Origin of the sequence: Paraburkholderia sediminicola (assembly GCF_046030555.1) — a bacterium.
Classification (GTDB): Bacteria; Pseudomonadota; Gammaproteobacteria; order Burkholderiales; family Burkholderiaceae; genus Paraburkholderia; species Paraburkholderia sediminicola_E.
On record NZ_JAQQCH010000026.1, the window covers coordinates 69,377 to 95,001 of the forward strand.

20 protein-coding genes are annotated in these 25,625 nt (G+C 61.3%); 15 read left to right on the forward strand and 5 right to left on the reverse strand.

The genetic code is table 11. From position 1 onward, the window contains the following. Positions 1–140: 140 nt before the first annotated feature. Complete coding sequence (locus PQQ52_RS28815) at positions 141–1,070, reverse strand: LysR family transcriptional regulator (RefSeq protein WP_408219061.1); 930 nt, start codon at positions 1,068–1,070, stop codon at positions 141–143. Between the two features lie 120 nt (positions 1,071–1,190). Between PQQ52_RS28815 and PQQ52_RS28820 the strand changes: the two genes are divergently transcribed. The 9 genes from PQQ52_RS28820 (at position 1,191) to PQQ52_RS28860 (ending at position 10,687) form a co-directional block, all read left to right on the forward strand. Then, a complete protein-coding gene (locus tag PQQ52_RS28820; protein ID WP_408219064.1) occupies positions 1,191–2,291 on the forward strand; it encodes a YeiH family protein in 1,101 nt (366 codons plus the stop codon). 131 nt (positions 2,292–2,422) lie between these two features. Then, positions 2,423–3,160 (forward strand): glutathione S-transferase, encoded by a 738-nt coding sequence (locus tag PQQ52_RS28825; RefSeq protein WP_408219067.1) that lies wholly within the window; start codon positions 2,423–2,425, stop codon positions 3,158–3,160. Positions 3,161–3,272: 112 nt separating this feature from the next. Beyond that, the gene (locus PQQ52_RS28830; protein ID WP_408219069.1) at positions 3,273–5,006 is read left to right on the forward strand and encodes a ClcB-like voltage-gated chloride channel protein; all 1,734 of its coding nucleotides are present in this window, start codon (positions 3,273–3,275) and stop codon (positions 5,004–5,006) included. Positions 5,007–5,534: 528 nt separating this feature from the next. Continuing rightward, on the forward strand, positions 5,535–6,914 hold the full coding sequence (locus PQQ52_RS28835; protein WP_408219071.1) for a CBM96 family carbohydrate-binding protein: 1,380 nt from the start codon (positions 5,535–5,537) through the stop codon (positions 6,912–6,914). Between the two features lie 272 nt (positions 6,915–7,186). Beyond that, positions 7,187–8,524: a C45 family autoproteolytic acyltransferase/hydrolase gene (locus PQQ52_RS28840; RefSeq protein WP_408219074.1), complete on the forward strand. Its 1,338-nt coding sequence runs from the start codon at positions 7,187–7,189 to the stop codon at positions 8,522–8,524. Between the two features lie 259 nt (positions 8,525–8,783). Next, positions 8,784–9,038 (forward strand): hypothetical protein, encoded by a 255-nt coding sequence (locus tag PQQ52_RS28845; RefSeq protein ID WP_408219075.1) that lies wholly within the window; start codon positions 8,784–8,786, stop codon positions 9,036–9,038. Positions 9,039–9,063: 25 nt separating this feature from the next. Beyond that, positions 9,064–9,294 (forward strand): DUF2795 domain-containing protein, encoded by a 231-nt coding sequence (locus tag PQQ52_RS28850; protein WP_408219078.1) that lies wholly within the window; start codon positions 9,064–9,066, stop codon positions 9,292–9,294. After that, positions 9,291–10,163: an AraC family transcriptional regulator gene (locus tag PQQ52_RS28855; RefSeq protein WP_408219081.1), complete on the forward strand. Its 873-nt coding sequence runs from the start codon at positions 9,291–9,293 to the stop codon at positions 10,161–10,163. The genes PQQ52_RS28850 and PQQ52_RS28855 overlap by 4 nt, the downstream gene beginning before the upstream one ends. Positions 10,164–10,297: 134 nt before the next feature. Then, on the forward strand, positions 10,298–10,687 hold the full coding sequence (locus PQQ52_RS28860; RefSeq protein WP_408219084.1) for a cupin domain-containing protein: 390 nt from the start codon (positions 10,298–10,300) through the stop codon (positions 10,685–10,687). Positions 10,688–10,731: 44 nt separating this feature from the next. Here the strand turns inward: PQQ52_RS28860 and gvmR are convergent, their stop codons facing one another. After that, the gene (gene gvmR, locus PQQ52_RS28865; RefSeq protein WP_408219086.1) at positions 10,732–11,781 is read right to left on the reverse strand and encodes a transcriptional regulator GvmR; all 1,050 of its coding nucleotides are present in this window, start codon (positions 11,779–11,781) and stop codon (positions 10,732–10,734) included. Between the two features lie 256 nt (positions 11,782–12,037). On the opposite strand from gvmR, the gene PQQ52_RS28870 reads away from it, so the two are divergent. Then, positions 12,038–12,250, forward strand: a complete 213-nt coding sequence (locus PQQ52_RS28870; RefSeq protein WP_408219089.1) for a hypothetical protein — start codon at positions 12,038–12,040, stop codon at positions 12,248–12,250. A gap of 22 nt (positions 12,251–12,272) precedes the next feature. Here PQQ52_RS28870 and PQQ52_RS28875 read toward each other — a convergent pair whose 3' ends face one another. Then, positions 12,273–12,890 (reverse strand): TetR/AcrR family transcriptional regulator, encoded by a 618-nt coding sequence (locus PQQ52_RS28875; protein WP_408219091.1) that lies wholly within the window; start codon positions 12,888–12,890, stop codon positions 12,273–12,275. Positions 12,891–13,109: 219 nt separating this feature from the next. Between PQQ52_RS28875 and PQQ52_RS28880 the strand changes: the two genes are divergently transcribed. From PQQ52_RS28880 to PQQ52_RS28890, 3 genes are read left to right on the forward strand one after another with little or no spacing between them, the layout of a single operon-like run. Continuing rightward, the gene (locus PQQ52_RS28880) at positions 13,110–14,264 is read left to right on the forward strand and encodes an efflux RND transporter periplasmic adaptor subunit (protein WP_408219094.1); all 1,155 of its coding nucleotides are present in this window, start codon (positions 13,110–13,112) and stop codon (positions 14,262–14,264) included. Then, entirely contained in the window at positions 14,261–17,383 is a 3,123-nt protein-coding gene (locus tag PQQ52_RS28885) for an efflux RND transporter permease subunit (RefSeq protein WP_408219096.1), read from the forward strand. Before PQQ52_RS28880 ends, PQQ52_RS28885 begins: the two co-directional genes overlap by 4 nt. A gap of 4 nt (positions 17,384–17,387) precedes the next feature. Further along, complete coding sequence (locus tag PQQ52_RS28890) at positions 17,388–18,899, forward strand: efflux transporter outer membrane subunit (protein WP_408219099.1); 1,512 nt, start codon at positions 17,388–17,390, stop codon at positions 18,897–18,899. Between the two features lie 514 nt (positions 18,900–19,413). Here the strand turns inward: PQQ52_RS28890 and PQQ52_RS28895 are convergent. Both PQQ52_RS28895 and PQQ52_RS28900 read right to left on the reverse strand, forming a co-directional pair. Beyond that, the gene (locus PQQ52_RS28895; RefSeq protein ID WP_459252561.1) at positions 19,414–20,292 is read right to left on the reverse strand and encodes a lipid A biosynthesis lauroyl acyltransferase; all 879 of its coding nucleotides are present in this window, start codon (positions 20,290–20,292) and stop codon (positions 19,414–19,416) included. A 414-nt stretch (positions 20,293–20,706) separates the two neighbouring features. Then, complete coding sequence (locus PQQ52_RS28900; RefSeq protein ID WP_408219104.1) at positions 20,707–23,208, reverse strand: penicillin-binding protein 1A; 2,502 nt, start codon at positions 23,206–23,208, stop codon at positions 20,707–20,709. 586 nt (positions 23,209–23,794) lie between these two features. Between PQQ52_RS28900 and PQQ52_RS28905 the strand changes: the two genes are divergently transcribed. Further along, positions 23,795–24,412, forward strand: a complete 618-nt coding sequence (locus tag PQQ52_RS28905; protein WP_408219107.1) for a hypothetical protein — start codon at positions 23,795–23,797, stop codon at positions 24,410–24,412. A 452-nt stretch (positions 24,413–24,864) separates the two neighbouring features. Beyond that, a complete protein-coding gene (locus tag PQQ52_RS28910; RefSeq protein WP_408219109.1) occupies positions 24,865–25,545 on the forward strand; it encodes a PspA/IM30 family protein in 681 nt (226 codons plus the stop codon). Positions 25,546–25,625: the final 80 nt, after the last annotated feature.

Sequence of the window (25,625 nt, forward strand, 5' to 3'; positions counted from 1 at the left end):
ACGCAAACCTGTCTCTTGATCAGCGTCTGGAACCGGTTCCAAACACGCTTCGAAAAAAAGCGCCGAAGCGCCTTGGTTGACCGAATAGTGCGCCGAGCCAGCCGTCGTGCACCATAGTGGAAATCCCCAGGAGAACCCGATCAAGGCCCGTCCACGAGACATAACGCAAGGAACTGCTCGACGACCCGCGACGGCGCGCTCGCGTGGGGCACCAGAATCGACAGCCGCCGCGTCAGCGGCTCGGGGCTCAACGAGAACCGGCACAGCGCGCCGTCCTCGTGCCGCATCGACATCGCCGAGACGAAACCGACGCCCATTCCCGCCCGCACCGCCTCTTTCACGCCTTCGACGCCGGCAATCTCCAGTGCCACGCGCATCGGCACACCCGCCCGGGCAAAGGCCCGTTCGACGATCTGCCGCACGCCCGACCCGGCTTCGCGCAACACCAGCGGATACGGGCCGAATGCCGCCAGTTCCGCCCGCCCGCCATCGATGCGCAGCCCGTCCGCCATGCCCGGCTCGCCGGCGCCCCCCGCCTGCGCGAGCGGATGCGTGCGCGGCATGATCGCGACGATCTCGTCCTCGCGCCACGCATGCACCGCGGTGTCAGGCGGCAAATCCACGCCGACCGGCCCTTCGATCATGGCGATATCCACCGAACCCAGCGCGCCGACGATGTCCGAGGTGTTGCCGTCGGCGGTATGTAGTGTCACGTCGGGATAGCGGCGATGAAAGTCGGCGATCAGGTAGGGCAGCAGATAGCTCGCGGGCGTCGTGCTTGCGCCGATGCGCAAGGTGCCCTGCTCGAGGCCGCGCAGTGCGTCACGGTAGGCATGCGCCTGCCGCCATGTATCGCGCAGCCGCGCGGCATAGCTGGCGAGTTGCTCGCCGGCGGGCGTGAGGCGCACGCCGCGGCCATCGCGCAGATAAAGCGGCTCGCCGAATTCGTCCTGGAGTTGCCGCAATTGGCCGGACACCGCCGGCTGCGATAAATGCAGTGCCACAGCCGCCCGGCTGATGTTGCGATGTTCGGCGACAGCGGCAAACGTTATAAGTTGATCCGGGGTCATGGCGGTCGAAGTATCCGTAGAGCCGATACCTTACATCCTAAATCATGATTTTTCATATCGATATATCTAATTTAGGATTGGACCTATCGAATCAAGACAGTCATAGGAAGGCGCTACGCCATGCCCACCGCTCATCTCACCGCTTCTGCCACATCCGCCGGGTCGTCGGGATCATCGACCCGCGGCCAGCTCAACGGCATTCTGTTCGTTGCGCTGTTTGCCGCAGCCGTGACGCGCATCGCTGCCATCCCGGCCATCGCCGGTTTGGGTTTGAGCCCGCTGATCGTCGGCATCGTGGCGGGCGCCATTTACGGCAACGCGCTGCGCGACGGCATGCCTGAAAGCTGGGCGGCCGGCGTCAACTTCTCGGCGCGCAAGCTTCTGCGCATCGCCGTGGCGTTTTTTGGACTGCGCGTCAGCCTGCAGGAAATCGCTCAGGTCGGCTTGCCCGGGCTCGCTGAATCGGTTCTGATCGTCGCCAGCACATTGGTGATCGGCACGTGGGCCGGCATGAAGATCATGAAGCTCGACCGCGACACGGCGTTGCTCACGGCTGCGGGCAGCGCGATCTGCGGTGCGGCTGCGGTGCTCGCGTTCGAGTCGACGCTGCAATCGAAGCCGCATAAAAGCGCAATGGCCGTGGGCAGCGTGGTGCTGTTCGGCACCCTCTCGATGTTCCTGTACCCGGTGCTGTTCAAGGCGGGCTGGCTGCATCTCGACACGGTGGGCGCGGGCCTGTTCTTCGGCGGCACGATTCATGAAGTGGCACAGGTGGTGGGCGCGGCGAGCAATGTCAGCCCGGAAGCGACCCACATCGCGACCATCGTCAAGATGACCCGCGTGATGCTGCTCGTGCCGGTGCTGCTGGTCGTCGGCGTGTGGGTGAACCGCTCGGCACGCAGCGCGACCGCCCACGCAACGGCCGAAGACGGCAAGCAACACGCGCCGCGCAAGCTGGCGATTCCCTGGTTCGCGCTCGGCTTCCTTGCCTTCGTCGTGATCAATTCGCTGCACGTGCTGCCCGAAAACGCGACCAGCACGCTGAACATGCTCGACACCTTCGCGCTCACCATGGCCATGACCGCGCTCGGTATCGAAACCCGTATCTCGCAGATCCGTCAGGCCGGCCCCCGCGCATTGACCACCGGCTTCATTCTGTATATGTGGTTGATTGCCGGCGGACTGGGTATCACATGGACTGTCCAGCACCTGTTCGGCTAAAGCGCCCTCGCCTTTCCCCCAACCCCGCCGCGTGCGGGGTTTTGTGCGTTCAGGAGAACCATCGGTCACGCATGCGCGGCATACTGGTTGCTGACGTAACCAGTTCATGCAACCGGAATGAGGATCGATCGATGAGTCTGGAACTTTACTATTGGGACGGCCTGCAAGGCCGCGGCGAATTCGTGCGGCTGGCGCTGGAAGAAGCCGGCGCGGACTATGTGGAAGTGGCGCGTGGCGAGCCGTCGGACGGCCTGGGCACGAGCGCGATGATGACCGTGATGAAAAGCAGGGACGAGCCCTATCCGCCGTTCGCGCCGCCGTTTCTGAAGGACGGCGATCTGGTGATCGCGCAGACCGCCAACATTCTGTTCTACCTCGGCCCGAAGCTCAATCTCGCGCCTTCGGTTGAAAGCCTGCGCTACGTGGCCAACGGACTGCAATTGACGATCGCGGATATGGTGACCGAAGCGCACGACACGCATCATCCGCTTGCTAGCGCCCTATACTACGAAGACCAGAAAGACGCCGCCAAAGTGCGCGCGCACGACTTCATCGACAACCGGATTCCGAAGTTCATGACGTACTTCGAGCGCGTGCTGAAACAGAACCCGGCCGGCGATGCGTTCATGGTGGGCGACGCGCTCACCTACGTCGACCTGTCGATGTTCCAGCTGATCGACGGTCTGCTGTACGCGTTTCCGCGCGCGCTCAAGCGTTTCGGCGAGCACTATCCGCGCCTCGCGGCGCTGCACGACGCGGTGATCGAGCGGCCGAACATCGCCGCTTATCTCCAGTCCGAGCGGCGCATCGAGCATAACGAGGCCTGCATCTTCCGGCACTACCCGGAACTCGACAAGGCGGGGACTTGACCCACGCCACCCTCCTTCGCGAACCTTCCGCATCGCGCCCGCTTCCGACAGCGGGCGCGATGCTGTTACCGTACGCACATTTCATCCACCCATCACGCCCTCTCCTGCCGACGTGCTTTCATTCCTGCTGAAGCTGCGCACCCGCGCCCAAACCCTGTTCCGTCTGTCCGACGCCCATACGATGCTGGTCTGGTCGGTGGTCGTCGGCGTCGCGGGCGCGTTCGCGACGATTGCCTTTCGCGAGGGCATCGCGTTGCTGCAACTGGCGGTGGTCGGCAAGTCCGGCAGCTTCGTCGAAATGGCGCGCGGCTTGCCGTGGACGGTGCGCGTGTGGTTGCCTGCCGCGGGCGGCCTGATCGCCGGCTTCTTCCTGCTGATCGCGCAGCGTCACCTCGACAAGGGCAATCACATCGACTACATGGAAGCGGTCGCTATCGGCGATGGGGTGGTGCCGGTCAAGCTGAGCTTCTGGCGCAGCGTGTCGTCGCTCTTCACGATTTCGAGCGGCGGCTCAATCGGCCGCGAAGGGCCGATGGTGCAACTGGCGGCGCTGGCTGCGTCGCTGATCGGCCGCTGGGTGCACTTCGATCCGCCGCGTCTGCGCCTGCTCGTCGCATGCGGTGCCGCGGCCGGGATTACCGCTGCGTACAGTGCGCCGATTGCCGGCGCGTTTTTTGTCACTGAAATCGTGCTCGGCTCGATCGTGATGGAAAGCTTCGGCCCCGTGGTGGTCTCGGCGGTGGTCGCCAACATCACGATGCGCGAGTTCACCAGCTACAAGCCGCCATACGAAATGCCGGTGTTTCCCCCGGTGGCGGGTGCTGAAGTGCTGCTGTTCGTCGCGCTCGGGCTGCTATGTGGCGCGGTCGCACCGCAGTTTCTGCGGCTGATGGACTTTTCGAAAGCCAACTTTCGCAAGCTGCCCGTGCCGCTACCCATCCGGCTGGCGTTAGGCGGCCTGATCGTCGGTATTCTGTCGGTGTGGACGCCCGAGGTGTGGGGCAACGGCTACAGCGTCGTCAACTCCATTCTGCATTCACCGTGGACGTGGACGGCACTCGTCCTTGTGCTGGTGTTCAAGATCGTCGCAACGTCAGCGACTGTGGGGTCGGGCGCGATCGGCGGGGTGTTCACGCCGACGCTCTTCGTCGGCGCCGTAGTCGGCTCGCTGTTCGGCCTCGGCATGCACGCGTTGTGGCCGCACGGTACCTCGGCGCCGTTCGCCTATGCGATGGTCGGCATGGGCGCGTTTCTCGCCGGCGCTACACAGGCACCGCTGATGGCGATCCTGATGATCTTCGAAATGACCCTCAGTTATCAGGTGGTGCTGCCGCTCATGCTGTCATGCGTGGTCGCGTATTTCGTGTCGCGCGCGATCGGCAAGACGTCGATGTACGAAATCACATTGCGACGCAACCAGGAGGAACAGGAGCGCACCCGTCTGCGCGCCACGCAGATGCGCGAGCTGATCCGTCCCGCCGAAACGGTCGTGCCACCGAATGCGACCGTGCAGGACATGACGCGCGTGTTCCTCGAATATCCGGTGAAGTATCTGTACGTCGCCAACGAGTCCGGCGCGTTTCTTGGCGTGGTCGCGCTCAAGGACATTACCTCCGATCTGCTCGACAAGCGCGACACCGCCACGAAAACCGCCGCGGATTATCTGCAGCCGCATTTCGATGTGCTGACACCGGATATGCCGCTTGGCGTTGCGTTGCAGCACTTCATGGCGTTTCAGGGGGAGCGGCTGCCGGTAGTCGAAAGCGTTGCGGATCCGAAGCTGGCGGGGGTGGTGTACAAGACGTCGCTGCTCGACGCGTATTTCCGCATGAATCCGACGCGCTAGGCGGGGGCTCGAGTATTCGAGCCATTCGCGGCCAGGCATTCTAAACAAAAGATCTGGAAATTCGTGCATTTTGAATAATGACTTTAAGCCGAACACTATCCGAATAAAATTCATCCGGCCTAAGTGAAACAAAGAGGCGCATTATTCGCGTCAATTTGTCACTGGATGCAGAAAACCTTTGATGACAACACTCGCCATATGTCCCGCGCATACGGTAAAAAAATTTCAAATAAAAATTTGACGCTTAATTCCAGGATTTAGTAGAGTACACAAACGGATTTTGCGTCGCCTACCAAACCTCCCAGCCTCATGTCAGCAGGGAGTTCGTGTATGGCATGGCAAATATTCGGTATGCAAAAAATTCTGACCATAGGTTTCGAGCCATTCGGTAGTTAATAAACACGTGCTTCGAAAATGGTCAGGATTTTCAATTTCCGATTAATCTACTGATTGGGTACTTTCATGGTAAACATAAAAAGTACGAAGCGGTATATCTGCAGCCTATCCGTCCTTATCAGCAGTATGAGCATGGTACCGCGCCCTGCTTACGCGGATAATTACCAAACTAGCGTCAGATGTGCTTATAGCCATACCTTGGGTGATGACGCTATTTTGATGTTCGAAATGCCGGGTCATGCGATGTGGCATGATTTTTTTGGCAATACCAGCACAGATGCATCGTCAACTTATGCCAGCCTTCAAAAAGCACCAACCACCACCTGTACCGACCTGGCTGATTCATCGGCTTACTGGACACCGTCGCTGAGATTGCCCGATGGCACGGAAGTGCGCCCCGCTTATCAGAAAACATATTATCAAAACGGCGCTAAAAAACCGCTAACCTCATTCCCATCTGGTTTGCAGCTTTTGGCCGGCGATCATAAGGGCACTGCACCTAACGAGCACATCGATTTCTGGTGCAATGATACAAAAAAATATACCAATAACGCTGAGCGGACTTGTCTACCGCCTTCGACCGGTGAATCAATACAACTCGATATCGGCATTCAGTTTCCTAACTGCTGGGACGGTACCACTATCGCTGCAAAACCGTCAGGCGTGACGCATAAACCCAATGCAGTTTATGCCGATGCCAGCGGGGTCTGTCCGACTGATTATCCAAAACAGATCCCCACGGTTAACATGAATGTCGCTTATTTATTCCCCGGCTTAGCCTCTCTGGATTTGATTAAAGTTCAATTGTCGTTAGATCCCATCATGAACGGCGACCAGCGTACTGATCAATGGGGAAGTATCTATACAGCGCATGGCGATTTCATCAATGGCTGGACAGCAGATGCGGCGAAGTTCATGACCGAACGCTGCATGAATAATAACTACGATTGCACAAGTTATATGCCTCATAGCTATTTCGACCCCATTGCCGATACGTATGTAAGCAATAAATATGACAGTGACAGGAATTTTGGTGGAAGTGATCAACTACTAGTCCAGGGAGACACCTCCAACGCCAGCGAGAGCAGTAATCCCGAAAAAATAATTTTGTTGAAATATCAAATCCCATCCATGCCAACGTCTTACTCTGCAGAAGAAATTGCATTGTTTAAATATAAAGTTCACCTCTATGGCGGAAGAAGTACGTCGAGTGGAGCACAAACGGTTTATATTTACCCAACATCGACGGATTGGGATGAAAATAGCGTAACGTGGAACAATCATCCTGCCTGCAATTACAAATCCTATGCAAGCCTGTATCTGGATGAAACAGTTCAATATCGCGACATCGATGTAACCGATATCGTTAAGCAGGCTCAACAAGCAGGGCAACAGCAGATTGCATTCTGCATCAGCGGTGACACCAAAAAGAACGGAGATATTTATACCTTTTATTCGAAAGAGACGCATTACCCGCCACAGCTGATGATCATTGGCGTGCAGTCTGAATAGCTTGAAATTTCGTCACCTAGGCAATAGAGCCAGAAGTGCCAACGGTAACGTTGACGCTTCTGGAATATTAAAAAACTTTATTTTTTAAGTGTTCTGGGTAAGCGATTTAGAAATGGGTGCACGGCGCGGCGGCTCACCCACACTTCCCTCCCACAGCCCGTGCAAAGCACGGCAGATTCTCTACAATGAGGAGACCGCTGCAGCGATTGTGAGCAGCGCGCGTTACGCCAGGACGGGCGCACCGGGGCACCCGTCCTTCGATCGGAGCGAAGATGAGCGAACCGTCCCTCGATGCCGTACGCCGCGATCAGGCGGGCTGGATTTTTCTGCATATCGAAGGCGAGCCATACGATCGCGGCGAGCAGCATGGCCAGTTACTTGCCGCTGAAATCCAGAACGCGATCCGCACTGCCCGCTACCTTGCGAAATGGGACACCGGCGAAGACTTCGATACTTTCGTCGACGCCGCCGTCGCCCAGTTCGCCAACAAACTCGACACTGAATTCGCCGACGAAATCCAGGGCATCGCCGACGGTGCGAAGCTGCCGTTCGCCGAAGTGCTGGCCTGGAACGGATACATGGATCTGCTGCAAAGCTGGTGGCCGAGCCACGCGGCGGCCCAGCAACCGCAGCTCGGCCTGAAACCGTGGCGTGGACGCCGTGGTCATCACTGCAGCGCGTTCATCGCCACCGGCAATGCCACCCGGGACGGCCGCATCGTGATGGCGCACAACTCGTGGGACCGCTACGCCGCGGGCGACGCGTTCAATGTGGTGTTCGACATCGTGCCGGATCGCGGCAATCGCATCCTGATGCAGGGCTTGCCCGGCTGCATCTCCAGCCTCACCGATTTCTGGGTCACCCAAGCCGGCCTGATGGTGACCGAAACCACCATCTCCAACTTTGTCGGCTACAACGCAGCGGGTGCGCCGGAGTTCTATCGCTCGCGGCGCGCCTCGCAATACGCGAACAACATCGGCGAATGGTGTGAGATGTTCGCAATCGCCAATAACGGCGGCTATGCGAACAGCTGGCTGCTCGGCGATACCAAAACGGGCGAGATCGCGCGCTACGAACTGGGGCTGCACTATTCCGGCTTCGAAAGCACGAAAGACGGTTTCTATAGCGGCTACAACACCGCGACCGATCTGAAGATCCGCAACCAGGAATGCATCGGTGAAGGCGAAGACTATACGGACGTGCGCAAGAACGGCGCGCGCCGCTTGCGCTTCATGCAGCTCGAAGAAATGCACCACGGCAAGATCGATGTCGAACTCGCGAAAGCGATGATCGCCGATCATCACGACGTCTATCTCGACCGCAACGATAACCCGTGCTCGCGCACCATCTGCGGGCATCTGGAACTGGACGACGCACGCTTTGGCGGTTCCGATCAAGGGCCGTTCAATCCGTGGGGCGCCAACGACGGCAAGGTGGTCGACAGCGACATGGCGCGCAATATGGCGTTCACCGCCCGCTGGGGACATCCGTGCGGCCGCCCATTCGACGCGCAGGCGTTCATGAAGCGCCATCCGCAGTGGAACTGGCTCAACGGCTATATGCGCGACCGGCCATCGTGGCCGTGGACACGGTTCGACGTGCTGCGCTAGACGCCGGCATTTATTGCAGCGCAATATAAACGCGGCACGACCGTTCGCGACCGCGTTGCCTTTTTCCTGCCATCATGCGAAATCTACAATCAGGTTTTGTCTCTTTTGCGCGCGCACCGCAGCGGTTTGCCATCTAAGATAGTAAAGGCACGCTGCCCGCATAGCGCAACGCCGCGTGTAGTTGTGCCCTCCCTTCGACGCGGGGAGGGCACAGCTTTTGCTCAATTGTCAGCGCCGCATGAGCTTAGGAGGTCGGGCGATGAAAACCTCGACACTGTTGACCATGGTGACGCTGTCAGCCTCGTGTTTTGCCGCGCCGGTACATACCGCGCCGGACGGCACGACCGCGAATAGCGTTGCCGAACGCGCCGACTCCGCACCCGTCGCCCCGGCGGCGCCCGACGTCGCTGTCACGGACGAGAATCGTCCGCAACAATGGCAATTTATCGCGCTGCCCAAGTCGCGGCATCTGGAGCGAAGCTTCACGGGCCAGAATGAGCACTTGCAAACCTGATAACACCCTCCCTCGGAGCGCTTGCATGACCGCATCGGCTATTCCCGGCGAATCGATTGATCTGCAGATCGCCGACGTTTTGCGCGAAGTCAGTTTCCCGACGTACAAAGACGCACTAGTCGACGCCGCGCGCGAAGCCGGCGCAAGCAACGAAGTCTTATCCATGCTCGACGGTTTGCCGGAGCAGGATTACACCGACGTGACGTCGGTGACGCGCCTGGTTGGCGGCAATTACGGGCCGGGTCTCGGCGCATGAGCGAAAAGCAGGTGCTGACGCTGAACGCACTTTCCGCCGATCTGAAGTCCACCGCCGACTGGATTCATCGCTCGCCGCATTCGGGCGGCACGAGCGGCATCGAGCGAATCGAAGCCTTCTTTCATCATGCCGGTTATGCCATGCACCGGCACGATACCTATGCGATCGGCCGCACGCTGGCAGGCGTGCAGAGCTTTCGCTATCGCGGCAGCACGCGTAACAGCTTGCCCGGCGGCACGATGGTGCTGCATCCCGATGAACCGCATGACGGCCAGGCCGGTACCCGCGACGGTTTTCATTACCGGATGATCTATGTCGACCCGGCACTGTTCCAACAGGTGCTCGGCGGCAAGCCACTGCCTTTTCTCGAAGGCGGCCTGTCGAACGATCCGCGTCTCTTTGCTGCGACCGAAAGCCTGTTACGCGCAATGGACTGCGCAATCGACTCGCTCGAACAGGACGACGCGCTCTACGAGTTGACCATCGCGCTCGACACCGTGGCGGGTGCGGCGGCGACGCGCCGTCCGGTGGATTACCTCGCGGCGGAGCGGGCGCGCGAATATATGCTTGGCTCGCTCGATAGCGCGGTGACGCTCGACGAACTGGCCGCCGCCGCTGGCCGCGACCGCTGGAGTCTGTCGCGCGATTTTCGTGCGCTGTTCGGCACGAGTCCGCACCGTTATCTGACCATGCGCCGGCTCGATCTTGTGCGCCGCCTCGCGGTTCAGGGTGTGTCGCTCGCCGACGCATCGGCGGCGGCCGGCTTCACCGACCAGAGTCATATGACGCGGCACTTCAAGCGTGCGTGGGGCGTTGCGCCGGCGCACTGGCTCAGGATGCTCGGGCCGTCGACGCGCGGCACGCGTTAAGCGGCAACCCAACAAGCAGCAACCCGACGGATATTCCCCTGCCTCGCGGCCGCGCGCACAAACGTACAAGACCCGGTAGCGCCTTCCGCCCTACGCTGCTGCCTGACACCTACCCCCTCAGCAGGAGCACCGCGATGTCCACTCATCAAACAGTTCAACGGCCTCAGCGCGCCATCAACTTCACTGAAAAGCTGCAGCTCATCAGCGATCAATGGCAACCGCGCGTCGTCGCGGAAATGAACGACTACCAGTTCAAGCTGGTGCGCATCCAAGGCGACTTTGTCTGGCACGAGCATGCGGACACCGACGAGACGTTTATCGTGCTCGACGGGCAATTGCGCATCGACATGCGCGACGGGTCTGTGCTGCTCTCGGCAGGAGAAATGTTCGTCGTGCCCAAAGGCACGGAGCACAAGCCGTATGCCGAACGCGAGGTCAAGCTGCTGCTGATTGAACCGCGTGGCGTGAAGAACACCGGCGAAGAAAGCAACGAACGCACTGCGGCGAACGACGTGTGGATCTAGGCAGGCCTGCTGTTCGCTTCAGACTCCCGCATACTGCACGCCCGTCAAAGCGGTGACGACGCCAGGCTTCGTGCTCGCGAAACCTGGTGCGTCGGCCGCGCCGCGTCGCCCGGCAATGCGGGCACCGACAGGCCGGCGGCATAAACCGGTGAGCTGGCTACGGCACGCCGCGGCATCAGATCGCGTGGATCGCGCGCGTGCTCGTCAGTTCGCTGGAAATGCGCGACCAGGTGATCGATAAAAGTCCGCACCTTGGCCGGCAAATGAAGGCGGCTCGGATAAGCAATCGTGATTTCGACTTGCGGCAGGCGGAAATCGCCGAGCAACGGCACAAGGCGCCCGGACGCCAGATCCCGGCCAATCAGATAGCTCGGCAAAATCGCCACGCCCATACCCAGCAAGGCGAACTGCCTCAGCATCTCGGTGTTGTTCGCGGCAATCGCGTTGGTGGGCCTTACCCGCACTTCGCCGTTGGGTCCGGTGAATACCTTTTCGTCGCCGCCCTGCTCAGAAGGACGGCTCAGACACGGGTGCGTCAGCAAATCCTCAGGGCGGACCGGCGTGCCGTGCCGCTCAAGATAGGCGGGCGTCGCGCAGACCGTCATATAGCCGGTCGTCAAACGCCGCGTGACGATGCTCGCACTGCGCATCTGCCGCGCCACCATAATGCCGACGTCGAAACCCTCTTCCACCAGATCGACGTGGCGATCCGCCAGCGTGACGTCAGGCATCACATCCGGATAACGCTCGGCGTACGACTGCACCACCGGCGCGAGACTATGCAGCCCGAACACCACAGGCGCGACAATGCGCAAGGTCCCGACCGGTTCGTGATTGCGCGCTACCACCATCTGCTCGACGCCTTCCAGGTCGTCGAGAATGTGACGCACGCGTTCCAGATAGGTCGTGCCGGATTCGGTCAGCGAGAGGCGCCGCGTCGTGCGATTGAGCAGCCGCGTGCCGAGCCGTGCTTCCAGATCGGCGACATGGCGCGTGACGACAGCAGTGGAAAGATCCAGCGCGCCCGCCGCGCGAACGAAACTGCCAAGGTCGGCCACCTTGACGAATACGCGCATCGACTGCAATTGATTCATGGGACGACTCCTGCCTCGGTAAAGCCGGGCCGGCGCAACGCTGCCGCCTGTGTCGACCCGCACGGCAAGGCGCGCGCGGATTTGCCCAACGATTCGATTGTATCGACCCGACCATGTCCCAACACTGACCTGAACATGACAATCCGGTCAGGTTTCCAAGGCGCTCGCGACACTATTGCGAGGCTTATTGCGGATATTAGATAGGTATAAACCCTTAGATGCTGGTAACATAGCGCCCGAAAGGAAATCAATCGCTATGCCACATCGTTTTCAGCTTCTCGAAAAAATCGCGTTTTCACTGGTTTGCTGGTCCGCCGCAGCCTGTTCGGCCTTCATCGCTTACGAGCGGTGCCCGGACATCAAGGTCGTCCTGCATGCCGGTGAAGAAGCCCTGCGCTACAGCGGGCAGTATTCGTTCGTCTGCGCCACGCCGGTTGCGGACGCCTGCGCGCAATTGCCGGCGAGCTGATTCGCCGGCTTTCGTCAGACTATTACGCCTCGCGCCCGAACACCACGCGCGCGAAAAATCCCGCCAGCACCGCTTCAGTCATCTCCGCGGACACATTCTGCGGATCGACCGTGTGGAAGAACTGCACGCCGTCGCACAACCCCATCAAACCCATCGCCAAGGTCTCCGCCGGCAGCAGCAGCGGCGTGCCGACTCGCGTCGAAAATTCGCGGATGTACGCGCTCAACTGTTCAAGCTTCTCGTGCATGAACGCGTTAAAGCGTAGGCGGAAGCGACCGTCGCGCACGGCGAGCAGCTTCGCCTCCACCCATAGCAGAAAGCACTTGTTCTCACGATGCATGCCGCTGTAGTAGCGCAGCACGCGTTCTTCCATCTCCTCGCGCGAGGTCGCGTTTTCGAAGATGGCATGCAAGCCCGCCTGCATGGTCTCGTGGTCGCGCCGCAGTAGCTCGAGGAACAACTCGTTCTTGCTGCGGAAGTTCGAATAGAACGCGCCGCGTGTATAGCCCGCCGCCGCCGCGATGTCTTCGACACTCGCCGCCACAAAGCCTTTCTTCATAAAAATCGCTTGCGCAGCGTCGAGCAGACGCAGACGCGTCTGGTCTTTGCTCTGCTCGCGTGTAAGTCGTTGCCGTTTCATGGGCGCAAGTCTAGCACCGAAAAGAATTCCAATTCACCGCAACATTCAAATACAGGTGTGTATTAGAATGCATTCAATCATTCGAAGTCAGACGCGTATGCCGGTTGCATGTTTTCGGCCGCGGGTCTTCGCTGGCGGGCCGCTGCGGCTTGCCGTGTTCGTTCGCTGTCTCCAGTTGGGGTAATTGTGAAGCGTCCCGGTTCTCCCGCATCGTCTGCGATGCGCCACCAGTTCCATCGGTATGTCCGTCCCGCGCACTTGCGCCGCGCAGCATTCGCCCTCGCTCTCGCCGGTATCGTCACGCTCGCCGCATGCTCGAAGAAAGAAGTGGCCGCGCCCGCACCACGTCCGGTAGTCGCCGTCGCCGTTCATGCGGACGGCAGCGCGATGGCTGCGGCTTCGCTGCCTGGCGAAGTGCAGGCGCGCTATGCCACGCCGCTATCGTTTCGCGTCGGCGGCAAGATCGTCGAGCGGCGGGTGCGCCTGGGTGACGTGGTGAAAAACGGGCAGATACTCGCCCTGCTCGATCCGGCGGATGCACAGAAGAACGCCGCCAGCGCGCAGGCTCAACTCGAAGCCGCGCAACACAGTCTCGTGTATGCGAAGCAGCAACTCGATCGCGACCAGGCACAGGCCAAAGAAAACCTGATCGCGCCCGCGCAGCTCGAACAGACCACCAATGCCTATGCGTCAGCCGCCGCGCAGCGCGACCAGGCCGCGCAGCAGGCGGCGTTGTCGAAAGACCAGTTGCAGTACACCACGCTCATTGCCGACCACGCCGGTGTCATCACCGCGGAACAGGCCGACACCGGCCAGAATGTGTCCGCGGGTCAAGCCGTCTACAACCTTGCATGGAGCGGCGACATCGACGTAGTCTGCGACGTGCCGGAAAGCGCGCTAGCTGCGCTCTCGGTCGGGCAGGCCGCGAAGGTCACATTAGCCGCGCTGCCGGGCCGCAGCTTCAACGCGCGCGTGCGCGAACTGTCGCCCGCCGCCGATCCGCAAAGCCGCACTTACCGCGCCAAGCTCACACTCGACAATCCCGGCCCGGACGTGCGCCTCGGCATGACAGCCGACATCGCGCTTGCAGCGCCTTCCGCTTCAAATTTCGCGGATCAGGGCAGTGCCTTCACCGTGCCCGCCACCGCCCTGTTCCACGACGGCACGCAGCCGGCCGTGTGGGTCGTGCGTACTGCGGATAACGCCCTGGAACTGCGCCGCGTGACGGTCACGCGTTATAACCAGCGCACGATCGTGATCAGCCAGGGGCTCAAAGATGGCGAACGAGTCGTATTGCAAGGCGTGCACACCGTCACCGCCGGCGAAAAAGTCCACGTGATCCCGCCGCTGCATCCCGAGGACTTCGCTTCATGAGCACCACGCATGAAGAAGGACGCTTCAACCTGTCCGCATGGGCGCTGCGCCATCAGGCGCTGGTCGTCTTCCTGATCGCGCTCTCAACCGCGTTCGGCATCCTCGCCTATACCCGTCTCGCCCAATCTGAAGACCCGCCGTTCACGTTCCGTGTCATGGTGATCCGTACCTTCTGGCCCGGCGCGACCGCGCGCCAGATGCAGGAACAGGTCACCGACCGCATCGGCCGGAAGTTGCAGGAAACGCCCGCCATCGATTTCGTGCGCAGTTACTCGCGCCCCGGCGAATCGCTGATGTTCTTCTCGATGAAAGACTCGGCGCCGGTCAAGGACGTGCCCGAAACCTGGTATCAGGTGCGCAAGAAGGTCGGCGATATCGCGGCGACCTTGCCGCCAGGCATTCAAGGCCCATTTTTCAACGACGAATTCGGCGACGTCTACACCAACATCTACACGCTCGAGGGCGACGGCTTTTCCGCCGCGCAACTGCACGACTACGCAGACCAGTTGCGCACCGTGCTGCTGCGTGTGCCGGGCGTCGGCAAGGTCGATTATTTCGGCGATCCGGATCAGCACATCTACATCGAGATCGCCAACACGCAACTCACGCGACTCGGTATCTCGCCGCAGCAACTCGGTCAGGCGATCAATTCGCAGAACAGCGTCTCGCCGGCGGGCACGCTGACGACCACCGACGACCGCGTGTTCGTGCGCCCCACCGGCCAGTTCAAGGACGTCAATGCGCTCGCCGACACGCTGATCCGCATCAACAATCGCTCGTTCCGTCTCGGCGACATTGCGACCATCAAGCGCGGCTACGACGATCCGGTCGCCACGCAAATGCGCGCCGGCGGCAAGGCGGTGCTCGGCATCGGCGTCACGATGCAACCGGGCGGTGACGTGATCCGTCTGGGCAAAGCGCTCGATCAGCAGATGGTCACGCTGCGAGCCTCCCTGCCCGCCGGTCTGCACCTGGTCGAAGTGTCGAGCATGCCGAACGCGGTGGCGCATTCGGTCGACGACTTTCTCGAAGCGGTCGCCGAGGCAATTGCGATCGTGCTGGTGGTCAGCCTGCTGTCATTGGGCGTGCGCACCGGCATGGTGGTCGTGATCTCGATCCCTGTCGTGCTCGCCGTCACGGCGCTATGCATGTATCTGTTCGACATCGGCCTGCACAAGGTCTCGTTGGGCACGCTGGTGCTTGCTTTAGGACTCCTGGTCGACGACGCGATCATTGCGGTCGAAATGATGTCGGTGAAACTGGAGCAAGGCTGGAACCGCTCACGCGCAGCAGCCTTTGCGTACACCAGTACCGCATTTCCGATGCTGACCGGGACGCTCGTGACCGTGTCCGGCTTCCTGCCGATCGCGTTGGCGAAGTCGAGCACCGGTGAATACACGCGCTCGATCTTCGAAGTGTCGGCGATCGCGCTGATCGCGTCGTGGCTCGCGGCAGTCGTGCTAATTCCCCTGCTCGGCTATCACTTGCTGCCGGAGCGCAAACGTCAGGAACACGAAGCGGACGATCACGAACACGATATCTACGACACGCGCTTTTACAAGCGGCTGCGTGGCTGGATCAGCTGGTGCATCGAGCGGCGTTTCGTCGTGCTGGCGATCACCGTCGTACTGTTCATTCTGGCCATGGCAGGCTTCACACTGGTGCCGCAGCAATTCTTCCCGAGCTCGGACCGTCCCGAGTTGCTGGTGGATGTGCGCTTGCCTGAAGGCGCGTCGTTCGAAGCGACGTTGCGGCAGGCAGAGCGGCTGGAGAAAGTGCTGGTGGGCCGCCCGGAAATCGATCACACGGTGAATTTCGTCGGCACCGGTGCGCCGCGTTTCTACCTGCCGCTCGATCAGCAATTGCCGCAGCCGAATTTCGCGCAGTTCGTCATCACGGCGAAATCGGTGAAGGACCGCGAGAAGCTCGCGCAGTGGCTCGAACCGGAACTGCGCAACAACTTCCCGGCAATCCGCACACGCCTGTCGCGTCTTGAGAATGGCCCACCGGTCGGCTATCCCGTCCAGTTCCGCGTAAGCGGCGACGATATCGCCACCGTGCGCTCGATCGCCGAGCGTGTCGCCGCGACCATGCGGGCCGATCGCGGCACCAGCAACGTCCAGTTCGACTGGGATGAGCCCGCCGAGCGCTCGGTGCGTTTCGAGGTCGATCAGAAGAAAGCCCGTGAACTCGGCGTGACTTCGGAAGACATCTCGAGCTTCCTCGCGATGACGCTCTCCGGCTACACCGTCACGCAGTATCGCGAGCGCGACAAACTGATCAGCGTCGATCTGCGCGCGCCCAAAGCGGAACGCGTCGACCCCGCGCAACTCGTCACGTTGGCGATGCCGACCCCGAACGGCCCGGTGCCGCTCGGCACGCTCGGCCATTTGCGCAACGACCTCGAATACGGCGTGATCTGGGAACGCGACCGGCAACCCACCATCACCGTGCAGTCCGACGTCGCGCCCGGCGCACAAGGGATCGACGTCACGCATGCGGTCGATAAAGCCCTCAGCCAGATTCGCAGCACGCTGCCGGTCGGCTACCGGATCGAAATCGGCGGGTCGGTCGAAGAAAGCGGCAAGGGGCAAACATCGATCAATGCGCAGATGCCGATCATGATCATCGCCGTGCTGGTGCTCCTGATGGTCCAGTTGCAGAGTTTCGCGCGCGTGCTGATGGTGGTGATGACCGCGCCGCTCGGCCTGATCGGCGTGGTCATCACGCTGCTGCTGTTTGGCCAGCCATTTGGCTTCGTGGCGATGCTCGGGGTGATCGCCATGTTCGGCATCATCATGCGCAACTCGGTGATTCTGGTCGATCAGATCGAGCAGGACATTGCCGCGGGGCATAAGCGCTTCGACGCGATCGTCGGCGCGACGGTGCGGCGTTTCCGGCCGATCACGCTCACTGCGGCCGCCGCCGTGCTCGCGCTGATTCCGCTGTTGCGCTCAAACTTCTTCGGCCCGATGGCAACCGCGCTGATGGGCGGCATTACGAGCGCGACCATCCTCACGCTGTTCTATCTGCCGGCCCTGTACGCCACGTCGTTCAGAGTACGCATCGACGAGCGCGAGCCGCCGGCGCCGTCCGGCACGACGCATTCGGGGAACTGAGATCATGGCTACCTTTGCATTTCCTCGACACCTGCGCCGCACGCTTCCTGCCGCCGCCGCGCTGGTGCTGGCCGCCTGCTCGTTTGGGCCGAACGGCAAGCCGCCCGCGATGCCACAACCGGCTCATTACGGCGCCGAGGCACAACCGACGCAAACCGTGCCGGCTCAAGGCATCGCCCAGCAATTCGTGGTCGGCGCGAAGCCTGTGCCCGAATGGTGGAAGCTGTATCAATCGGAGGCGTTGAACGCACTGGTCGACGAAGGCTTGCGCAACAGCCCGACGCTCGCCGCCACCGACAAAAGCCTGGCTGCCGCGCGAGAGCAATTGCGCGCACAGATCGGCAGTTCGCTGCTGCCGACCATCGACCTGGGCGGCCAGGCCACCCGCAACCGTGCGCTGGCGATCCCCGAGGCCGGTCCGAATACGTTCCTGTACAACATCTTCGTCGGTCAATTGCAGGCGCACTACACGTTCGACCTGTTCGGCGCCTCACGTCTCGCCGATGCTGCGCTCGCGGCTCGCGTGAACGTGCAGGCCTATCAGTTCGATGCTGCGCGCCGCGCGCTGGCCGCCAACATCGTGACGGCGGCGATCACGAGTGCGGCGTTGCATGCACAGATCGAGACGACCGAACGGCTCGTGACGATTGCCAACGATCAGGCACGCGACACGCAGCGGCGCTACGCATTGGGCGCCGTCTCGCATGCCGACCAGTTGAGCGCGCAACAAAGTGCGGCGAGCCTGTCCGCGAGTTTGCCGGGCTTGAAGCAGCAATGGCTGACGACGCGTCATGCTCTGGCGGTGCTGCTCGGCCGCACACCGGACGCGGCCCCGGACGACCTCGATCTCGCGCAACTGCATGTGCCTGAGCAGGTGCCGGTGGTGGTGCCGTCCGAGTTGCTGCGCTCCCGACCTGACATTCAGGCTGCGGACGCCGCATTGAAGGCCGCCGCGGCCGACGTCGGCGTCGCGACGGCGCAGATGTTCCCGAGTCTTTCGCTGAGTGCATCGATGGGACAAGGCGGCTTTAGCTGGCCGGTGGCGCTGTCTGGCGCGGGGGCGATATGGAGCATTGGCGCGTCCTTGTCACAGCCGCTGTTCCACGGCGGCGCCCTGTTCGCGCAGCGCCGCGCGGCGGTCGACACGTACGACGCCACAGTTTCGCAATACAAGCAAACGGTGTTGGCCGCGTTCCAGAACGTCGCCGACACGCTCGCAGCACTGCAGCACGACGCGCAGGCGCTCGACGCCGCGAACATAGCAGCGCGCTCGGCGCAGGGAATTTTCGATGAGACGTCGGGACGCTACCGACTGGGCGCGTTACCGATCGCGTCGACGCGATCGAGCGAGCAACAGTTTCGCAACGCGCAACTCGATGAGATCCGCTATACGAGCGCGCGCCTGACGGACACTGCGGCCTTGTTCCAGGCGATGGGGAATCCACCATTGGAGTCGGAGCCGTCTGCGACGGCGGTACCGCCAGGTCCCGCAATGAATGTGGGTGCATCCAACTAAACCTGGGATTCCATACTGACGAGAGCGGACTTATCCCCAGTTTATGTTGACAGGGTTGTTGATAACTACGGGGCTACGCGCTTAAGTGCTTGATGCAGATCGGTTTGTGGTGTGCGGCGCGAGTGGATGCACAGGTGAGCAACTACTCGCTTCGCGAGGAGGGGTGCATGCGGCGGGACATCTTATCCACAGATTTTGTTGACAGGCATGTTGATAACACCTGGACATCCGGGCTAAGTGCTTGAGCGCGCAACGAAATCAGGCTTAGATGTATATAGCGCGGCCCATGAGACGAGTGACTCTGAAGTACCGCCTCGGCGCGCGCAGCGCCGCCGGAAATATGACGGCCTTGTCACTAGCGCGGAATGTGTGAGAACACGGATTCCAGATGCACCACTACCGTGGCTGCGCGGGGGACCCGCTTATGAGCTAGCGGTGTGAGCCGCTTTCTTTTGCCTACTTTTCTTTGCGGCAGGCAAAGAAAAGTAGGTGCCTGCCCCGCACAGGGGCGACGCTAATAAACCCCGGCCTCCCCCACCGGCCGATTCTTAAACCGCTTATGCACCCAATAATATTGATCAGGAATCCGCCGCACCTGCGTCTCGAGAAATTCCGTAATCCGTCGAGCATCGACAGAAACATCATCCGAAGGAAAATCAGCTAACGCATCAAAAATAGTCAGCTTGTAACCCCGATAGTCCGGCAAGACTTCAGTCACAAACGGCACCACCCGCGCATTCCCAGCCTTCGCCATCCGCGAAACAGAAGTCAGCGTACAAGCCGGCACACCAAAAAACGGCACAAACACCGAATCCCGCAGCCCAAAATCCATATCCGCAGCCAGCATGACCGGCTTACCGCCACGCAAAACCCGCAACGCACGCCGCACACTATCGCTCCGCGGAATCATCTCCGTACCGAAACGCCCGCGCTGCCGCTTGGCCATCGCATCGAGCAACAGATTCGACATCGGCGTATACAGCGAAGCAACCGGATGCCGCGTCGAATACATCATGCAACCCGCCTCGATACCGACAAAATGGAAGCCCACAAAAATCGTCGGCTTACCCTCCATGTCCGTAAGATCGATCGCGCTCTCCACTTCGACAAGGCGTGCCAGCGCCTGCGCATTGCCGAACCATTGCGGGCCGCGCTCGACATAGCTGCGGATCACATGACAGAAATGCGCGCGCGCGAGACGCTCACGCTCCTCGTCGCTCATGTCGGGAAAACACAGCTTCAGATTGGTATGCACGACGCGCCGGCGCGCGCTAGGAATCCGGTACAGCAATGCACCGATGCCGGTACCGATGCGCGCGACAACACCATACGGCAGGAAAGCAAACGCGCGTAGCAGACCTGTCATCAGACAGATGAGTATTCGACTTTTCACGAGGCAAAAGACCCGGTGGATGCTGAGTGACAAACACCCCAGCCGCGGCAACCTGGCAGTTGCCCACGGGTGAAGTGGCATGCGCGCGCGTTAAACGGGTCTCGCGCGGCGCGACTTTCGAGGATGGGCATCTCGCTCGCGGCGAGACGCAGCAGTGCCGGAGGCCGAAACCGCTTAGGAATCGGGCGTCCGTATAGGACCCAATATAAAAACACCGTAGGCGTGATTAAAACATATTGCGGGGGATGGGCACAAAAACTGCTGGCGGGGCCCCGCCTGATTGGCCCCGCAGACGCCACACCAGGCGGCGATTTCCCTGCCCTTCAAAAACTCGTGTGTGCGGCCTTGGGCAAACCCCCACACTCGCGACACACCTGGTCGGGACCCCCGAAAGAAAGTCCGCCCAGAGAGATATCAAGGTTTGTTCGTCTCGAACAAATCCATGATCTGCTTCTTTTCATTTGACGAGACGTTCGGCGGCGGCACCGCCGGCGGCGTCATACCCGCAGGCCCCACACCGCCGACCGCATCGCTCGCACCCGCGGTCGGATTCGCCGAATCGAGACCGATGCTGGCCACGAAACCATTGCCCGGCGTCATGTCCGTATAGAACAGTTCACCGTCGACCGACGTCACACCGTCAGGCTGCGCCGGTTCGCTTTGCGGCACACCGCGCAGCGCGCGCTGCATGTACTCGACCCAGATCGGCAATGCGAGCTGTGCACCGAATTCACGGCTGCCGAGACTCTTCGGCTGGTCGTAACCCATCCACGCCACCGCAACCAGCGATTGCTGATAACCGGCGAACCAGCCGTCCTTCGCGTCGTTGGTCGTACCCGTCTTGCCCTGCAAGTCAGAACGCTTCAGCACGTTGGTGCCCGCGCCGGTGCCGGCCGTGGCCACCGAATGCAGCAAACTGTTCATGATGTACGCGTTACGCGGTTCAAGCGTACGCGGCGCGTCCTGGCCCGCCGTCAAGGGTTGCGCTTTCGAGAGCGGCTCGCCACGCGCATCCGTCACTTCGTTGATCAGATACGGATTGATGCGATAACCGCCGTTCGCGAACACCGAGTATGCGCCCGCCGACTGCAGCGGCGTGACGAGGCCCGCGCCGAGCGCCATTGGCAGATACGGCGGGGTCTTGTCGGCGTCGAAACCAAAGCGCTGCGTGACGAAGTCTTGCGCGTACTTGGTGCCGATGAACGACAGGATGCGGATCGACACCAGGTTCTTCGACTTCTGCAACGCGAGGCGCAACGGCATCGGACCGTCCGGCTGATCGTCGTCCTTCGGCTCCCACGCATCGCCGCCCGGCGTGCTCGGCGGGAAGTACAGCGGCGCGTCGTTGATGATCGTAGCCGGTCCGAGACCCCTGTCGAGCGCGGCCGAGTAGATGAACGGCTTGAAGCTCGAACCCGGCTGACGCCACGCCTGCGTGATGTGGTTGAACTTGTTCTTGTTGAAGTCGAAGCCGCCCACCAGTGCGCGAATCGCGCCGTCTTGCGGCGTCAGCGAAACCAGCGCGCCTTCCACTTGCGGAAGCTGCGTGATCTGCCAGTTACCCTTGTCGTCGGCGACGAGGCGCACGATCGAACCCGGCTTGATCTTCGTGGCCGCCGCCGCGCGCGTGGAGAGCGCGCCGGCTACAAAGCGCAGACCGTCGCCGCTGATCGTCACGTCGGTACCGTCGACCAGTTGTGCTTTCACCTGCTTCGGATTGGCATCCGTCACGACACCGGCAATGATTTCGCCGTTGTCGGGGTGATCGGTGAGTGCGTCGTCGATCGCCTGATCGCGGTCGTCGCCCGGTGCGGGCAGTTGTACGAAGCCTTCCGGTCCGCGATAGCCGTGGCGCCGCTCGTAATCCATCACGCCCTTGCGCACCGCGCGATAGGCGGCGTCCTGGTCGGCGGAGTCGATCGTCGTGGTGACGTTCAGGCCGCGCGTATAGGTTTCGTCCTTGTACTGCGCGTACATCATCTGGCGAACCATTTCGGCGATGTACTCGGCATGCACGCTGTATTCGTTGCCCGGATTCTTGGTGTGAATCTCTTCCTTGATGGCCTGATCGTACTGATCCTGGGTGATGTATTTCAGCTCGAGCATGCGCTTCAGAATATATTCCTGACGGATCTTCGCGCGCTTCGGATTGACCACCGGGTTATACGCGGACGGCGCCTTCGGCAAGCCCGCCAGCATCGCGGCTTCAGCCAGCGTGATGTCTTTCAGATCCTTGCCGAAATAAACGCGCGCGGCCGCGGCAAAACCATACGAGCGCTCGCCCAGATAAATCTGGTTCATATAGACCTCGAGGATCTGATCCTTGGTCAGCGCGCGCTCGATCTTGTACGCCAGCATCATTTCGTAAATCTTGCGCGTGTAGGTCTTCTCGCTCGAGAGGAAGAAGTTGCGCGCCACCTGCATCGTGATCGTGCTCGCGCCCTGGGAGGCGCCGCCGTGCATGATGTCGGAAACACCCGCACGCAGAATGCCAACGAAGTCGACGCCGCCGTGCTCGTAGAAGCGATAGTCTTCGATCGCGAGCACCGCCTTCTTCATCTGGTCCGGTATGTCCTGGAAGCGCACGATGCTACGCCGCTCTTCGCCGAACTCGCCGATCAGCACGTGATCCGCGGTGTACACCCGCAATGGCACTTTCGGGCGATAGTCGGTCAGCGCGTCGAGCGACGGCAGTTGCGGCCCCATCACCACGAGCGCGTAACCGACAATCAGCGCGCCCACCACGGCGATAGTCGCCAGCAGACTGACAAACCAGATGGCGATGGTCGTACCGATCGACCGGCGGCCGGCCTCCCCGTCGCGCGAAGCGGCGTTGCGTCCTGGAGTGCGGTGGTAGGAGTCCCGGTCTTCACCAGCCGGAGAATTTGAAGAATGCGGTCGTTTGATGATTGGCATGACTGGAATAGTGGGCGCGTAACTGAACGCCTTTCTGCACACGCTCCTGGCGCGTGCATGGATCGTGGTCGTAGCGCAAGCGCCGTTGCCGCACGCCAGGCCGACAGCGAACCCAAGGTTCACCATAACGGCCGACCAGGCAGCAGGACACACGACAATAGCAAATGGACTGCATGAGGCGCAAAACACCGCGCGGCCCTACGCCCCCGGGCAGCCGCACGGCACGCCTGGGACATCGTCCGGCGCAACGTAACAGCGCATTTTAAAGAAATCAAGCGCCGTCCAAGACAGTTTTTTTGTAAGAATTCCCTTCGCGCGGCGTCCCGGCGGTAGCTTGTGGCAATCACACAAGCGCCCGGGCCCGTCTGCGGGGGTTATCAACAGAAAATGTTGAAAGGCCTGTGGACAAGGCCGCCGGAAACGCTACAACTCGTTGATGTCACGGGATTTTCATGTCGCGCCCGTTCCGCATCGGTGCAACTCGTCATATGATGGACTCGGCGCGCAAGTCGTTATCGACGCGCGCGACGGCGTACGCCAAATACACGCCTTGAACCGCCAATGCCAACAAGTATGCGAGCCGACCATGAACAAGCCCAGCGAACGCATCGTCGTATTCGTCACGACCGCGCAGAAACGCGCGATCGCCTCCACCGCCGAAGAAATGGGTATTAGCGTCAGCGAACTGATGCGGCGCGCGGTGTTGAGCTTTGGCGCGACCAGCGAGCAGGTGAAAGCGGCCAGCATTGTCGACCGGTTGAATGCACCGCGCGCGCCGGACGCGCTCGACGCGGCGCTGCAGCGCGTGGCGCGCGGCACGCGCCACGCACGGGCGGCGCTCCCGGCGGCCTTGCAGACCCACGGTAACCACGAATCCGCTGCGTCGGCGGAAAGCACGGCCGCATCGCATGCGGAAGAATTATTGGGCACACCCGCAGGTGGAAGCCCGGCACCGTTGCTGCCGGCCGGCGTACTGGCCGCGCTTACCGCGACAGACGAGGAAATAGAAGCCGCCGCAGCCGCCGCAGCCGTGGGACGCGTCGCCGCGGCCAAGGCGGCCTCCATTGCGGATTCGGCGCAGAACCCGGCCGACGCAGGAACACCGTTGCGCAACGTGCTCAAGCGTCCGCGCCTCGACGCCGCGCGCGGCGAAGACGATGATCCGCAGAGCGATCCAAGCACGGAAGGCGGCCGCTTCGCCTGAACCGAAAGGGGCACGGTCAAACGGCCCGACCCATCGCGCATCGACGCGTTGCGGGTGAGAAGCTCGAGCGCGCCGCTCAGGCGTCACACTCACGCGCCACGCCTGTTCACATCCGCGACACCGGCCGCGTGCAGAGTGGCCGATTGCGTCGTCGCGCCCTGCCCGCCATGCGCAAAGCCGGCGACTACGTCATCGTGCCCTTTAAGGCGGTTTTAAGAGAATGCGTGGTGTAATATCCGCGAGCGGCTGAATGACCCACCGCGCGTTTTTAGGCTGTTTGCAATTCGTTTCAAAAACGTAAATTTACGGCGCCGCTATTGCAATTGGCGTGTACGCCCCGAACTCCGGTCCGAACGCTGCGCAGCTTTGCGCGCAGCGGCGTAAAGTAGCATTGGAAAGCAGTTAAAGCGCATGGGGTTATTCAGCGCCGATTTCATTCTTTGGAGGTTTTCATGTCGCTTTTTGACAGCATTTCGCGCACGCTTAAAGGTCTCCTTAACGACGCAGCCGATTCCGTGCAAGACCCGTCGCGCGATTCGCGCCAGATCGTGCGCGAACTCGACGAGAGCATCGCTAAAGCCGAGAACTCGCTGATCGAGATTCAGGCGCAAGTCGCCACGCAGCAAAGCAAGCGCGATGTTGCCGCCGACAAGGCGAAGAAGTACGAAGACGGCGCGAAGCGCGCCCTGCAATCCGGCGACGAAGCACTCGCACGCGAAGCCCTCGGCGCGCAAGCCACCGCCGAAGCCGAGCGCGACGCGCTGGCCAAGGAACTGGTCACGCTGGAGCCTTCGGTTGAGCAGTTGAAGAGCCAGATCGACGACATGCGTGGCCGTCGTAACGACCTGAACGCGCGCTCGAACATCCTGCAAGCCAAGCAGCAGATCGCTCAGGCCAAAGATGTTGCAGCCACTGCGTTGGGCGGTATCGGCGGCAAAAATCTGTCCGAAGATTTCCAGAAGCTGGAAGACAAGGTCGCACTGTCGAATGCCCGTTCCGACGCGCGCCTGAATTCGGCTGACGTGAAGAGCGGCAAGGCACTCGACGACAAGCTCTCGGATCTGAACCGTGGTCCGTCCGTCGAAGATCGTCTCGAAGCTTTGAAGAAGCAGATCAACACGCCGGCCCAGTAAGGGCATCAGCAGTAGATACCGGCTGCCAAACGAGCGCAGCCGGTATGCCGGGCCACCGGAACGCCGGCCCCCGGAATCGA

Excerpts from the sequence above, each read along its gene's own strand:
- PQQ52_RS28860 (WP_408219084.1), top strand. The coding sequence starts at position 10,298 with ATGTCCACTCATCAAACAGTTCAACGGCCTCAGCGCGCCATCAACTTC.
- PQQ52_RS28840 (WP_408219074.1), top strand. The coding sequence starts at position 7,187 with ATGAGCGAACCGTCCCTCGATGCCGTACGCCGCGATCAGGCGGGCTGG.
- PQQ52_RS28825 (WP_408219067.1), top strand. The coding sequence starts at position 2,423 with ATGAGTCTGGAACTTTACTATTGGGACGGCCTGCAAGGCCGCGGCGAA.
- PQQ52_RS28820 (WP_408219064.1), top strand. The coding sequence starts at position 1,191 with ATGCCCACCGCTCATCTCACCGCTTCTGCCACATCCGCCGGGTCGTCG.
- PQQ52_RS28890 (WP_408219099.1), top strand. The coding sequence starts at position 17,388 with ATGGCTACCTTTGCATTTCCTCGACACCTGCGCCGCACGCTTCCTGCC.
- PQQ52_RS28875 (WP_408219091.1), bottom strand. The coding sequence starts at position 12,890 with ATGAAACGGCAACGACTTACACGCGAGCAGAGCAAAGACCAGACGCGT.
- PQQ52_RS28900 (WP_408219104.1), bottom strand. The coding sequence starts at position 23,208 with ATGCCAATCATCAAACGACCGCATTCTTCAAATTCTCCGGCTGGTGAA.
- PQQ52_RS28870 (WP_408219089.1), top strand. The coding sequence starts at position 12,038 with ATGCCACATCGTTTTCAGCTTCTCGAAAAAATCGCGTTTTCACTGGTT.
- PQQ52_RS28885 (WP_408219096.1), top strand. The coding sequence starts at position 14,261 with ATGAGCACCACGCATGAAGAAGGACGCTTCAACCTGTCCGCATGGGCG.
- PQQ52_RS28905 (WP_408219107.1), top strand. The coding sequence starts at position 23,795 with ATGAACAAGCCCAGCGAACGCATCGTCGTATTCGTCACGACCGCGCAG.
- PQQ52_RS28845 (WP_408219075.1), top strand. The coding sequence starts at position 8,784 with ATGAAAACCTCGACACTGTTGACCATGGTGACGCTGTCAGCCTCGTGT.
- PQQ52_RS28910 (WP_408219109.1), top strand. The coding sequence starts at position 24,865 with ATGTCGCTTTTTGACAGCATTTCGCGCACGCTTAAAGGTCTCCTTAAC.
- PQQ52_RS28815 (WP_408219061.1), bottom strand. The coding sequence starts at position 1,070 with ATGACCCCGGATCAACTTATAACGTTTGCCGCTGTCGCCGAACATCGC.
- PQQ52_RS28880 (WP_408219094.1), top strand. The coding sequence starts at position 13,110 with ATGCGCCACCAGTTCCATCGGTATGTCCGTCCCGCGCACTTGCGCCGC.
- PQQ52_RS28835 (WP_408219071.1), top strand. The coding sequence starts at position 5,535 with ATGGTACCGCGCCCTGCTTACGCGGATAATTACCAAACTAGCGTCAGA.
- PQQ52_RS28850 (WP_408219078.1), top strand. The coding sequence starts at position 9,064 with ATGACCGCATCGGCTATTCCCGGCGAATCGATTGATCTGCAGATCGCC.
- PQQ52_RS28855 (WP_408219081.1), top strand. The coding sequence starts at position 9,291 with ATGAGCGAAAAGCAGGTGCTGACGCTGAACGCACTTTCCGCCGATCTG.
- gvmR (WP_408219086.1), bottom strand. The coding sequence starts at position 11,781 with ATGAATCAATTGCAGTCGATGCGCGTATTCGTCAAGGTGGCCGACCTT.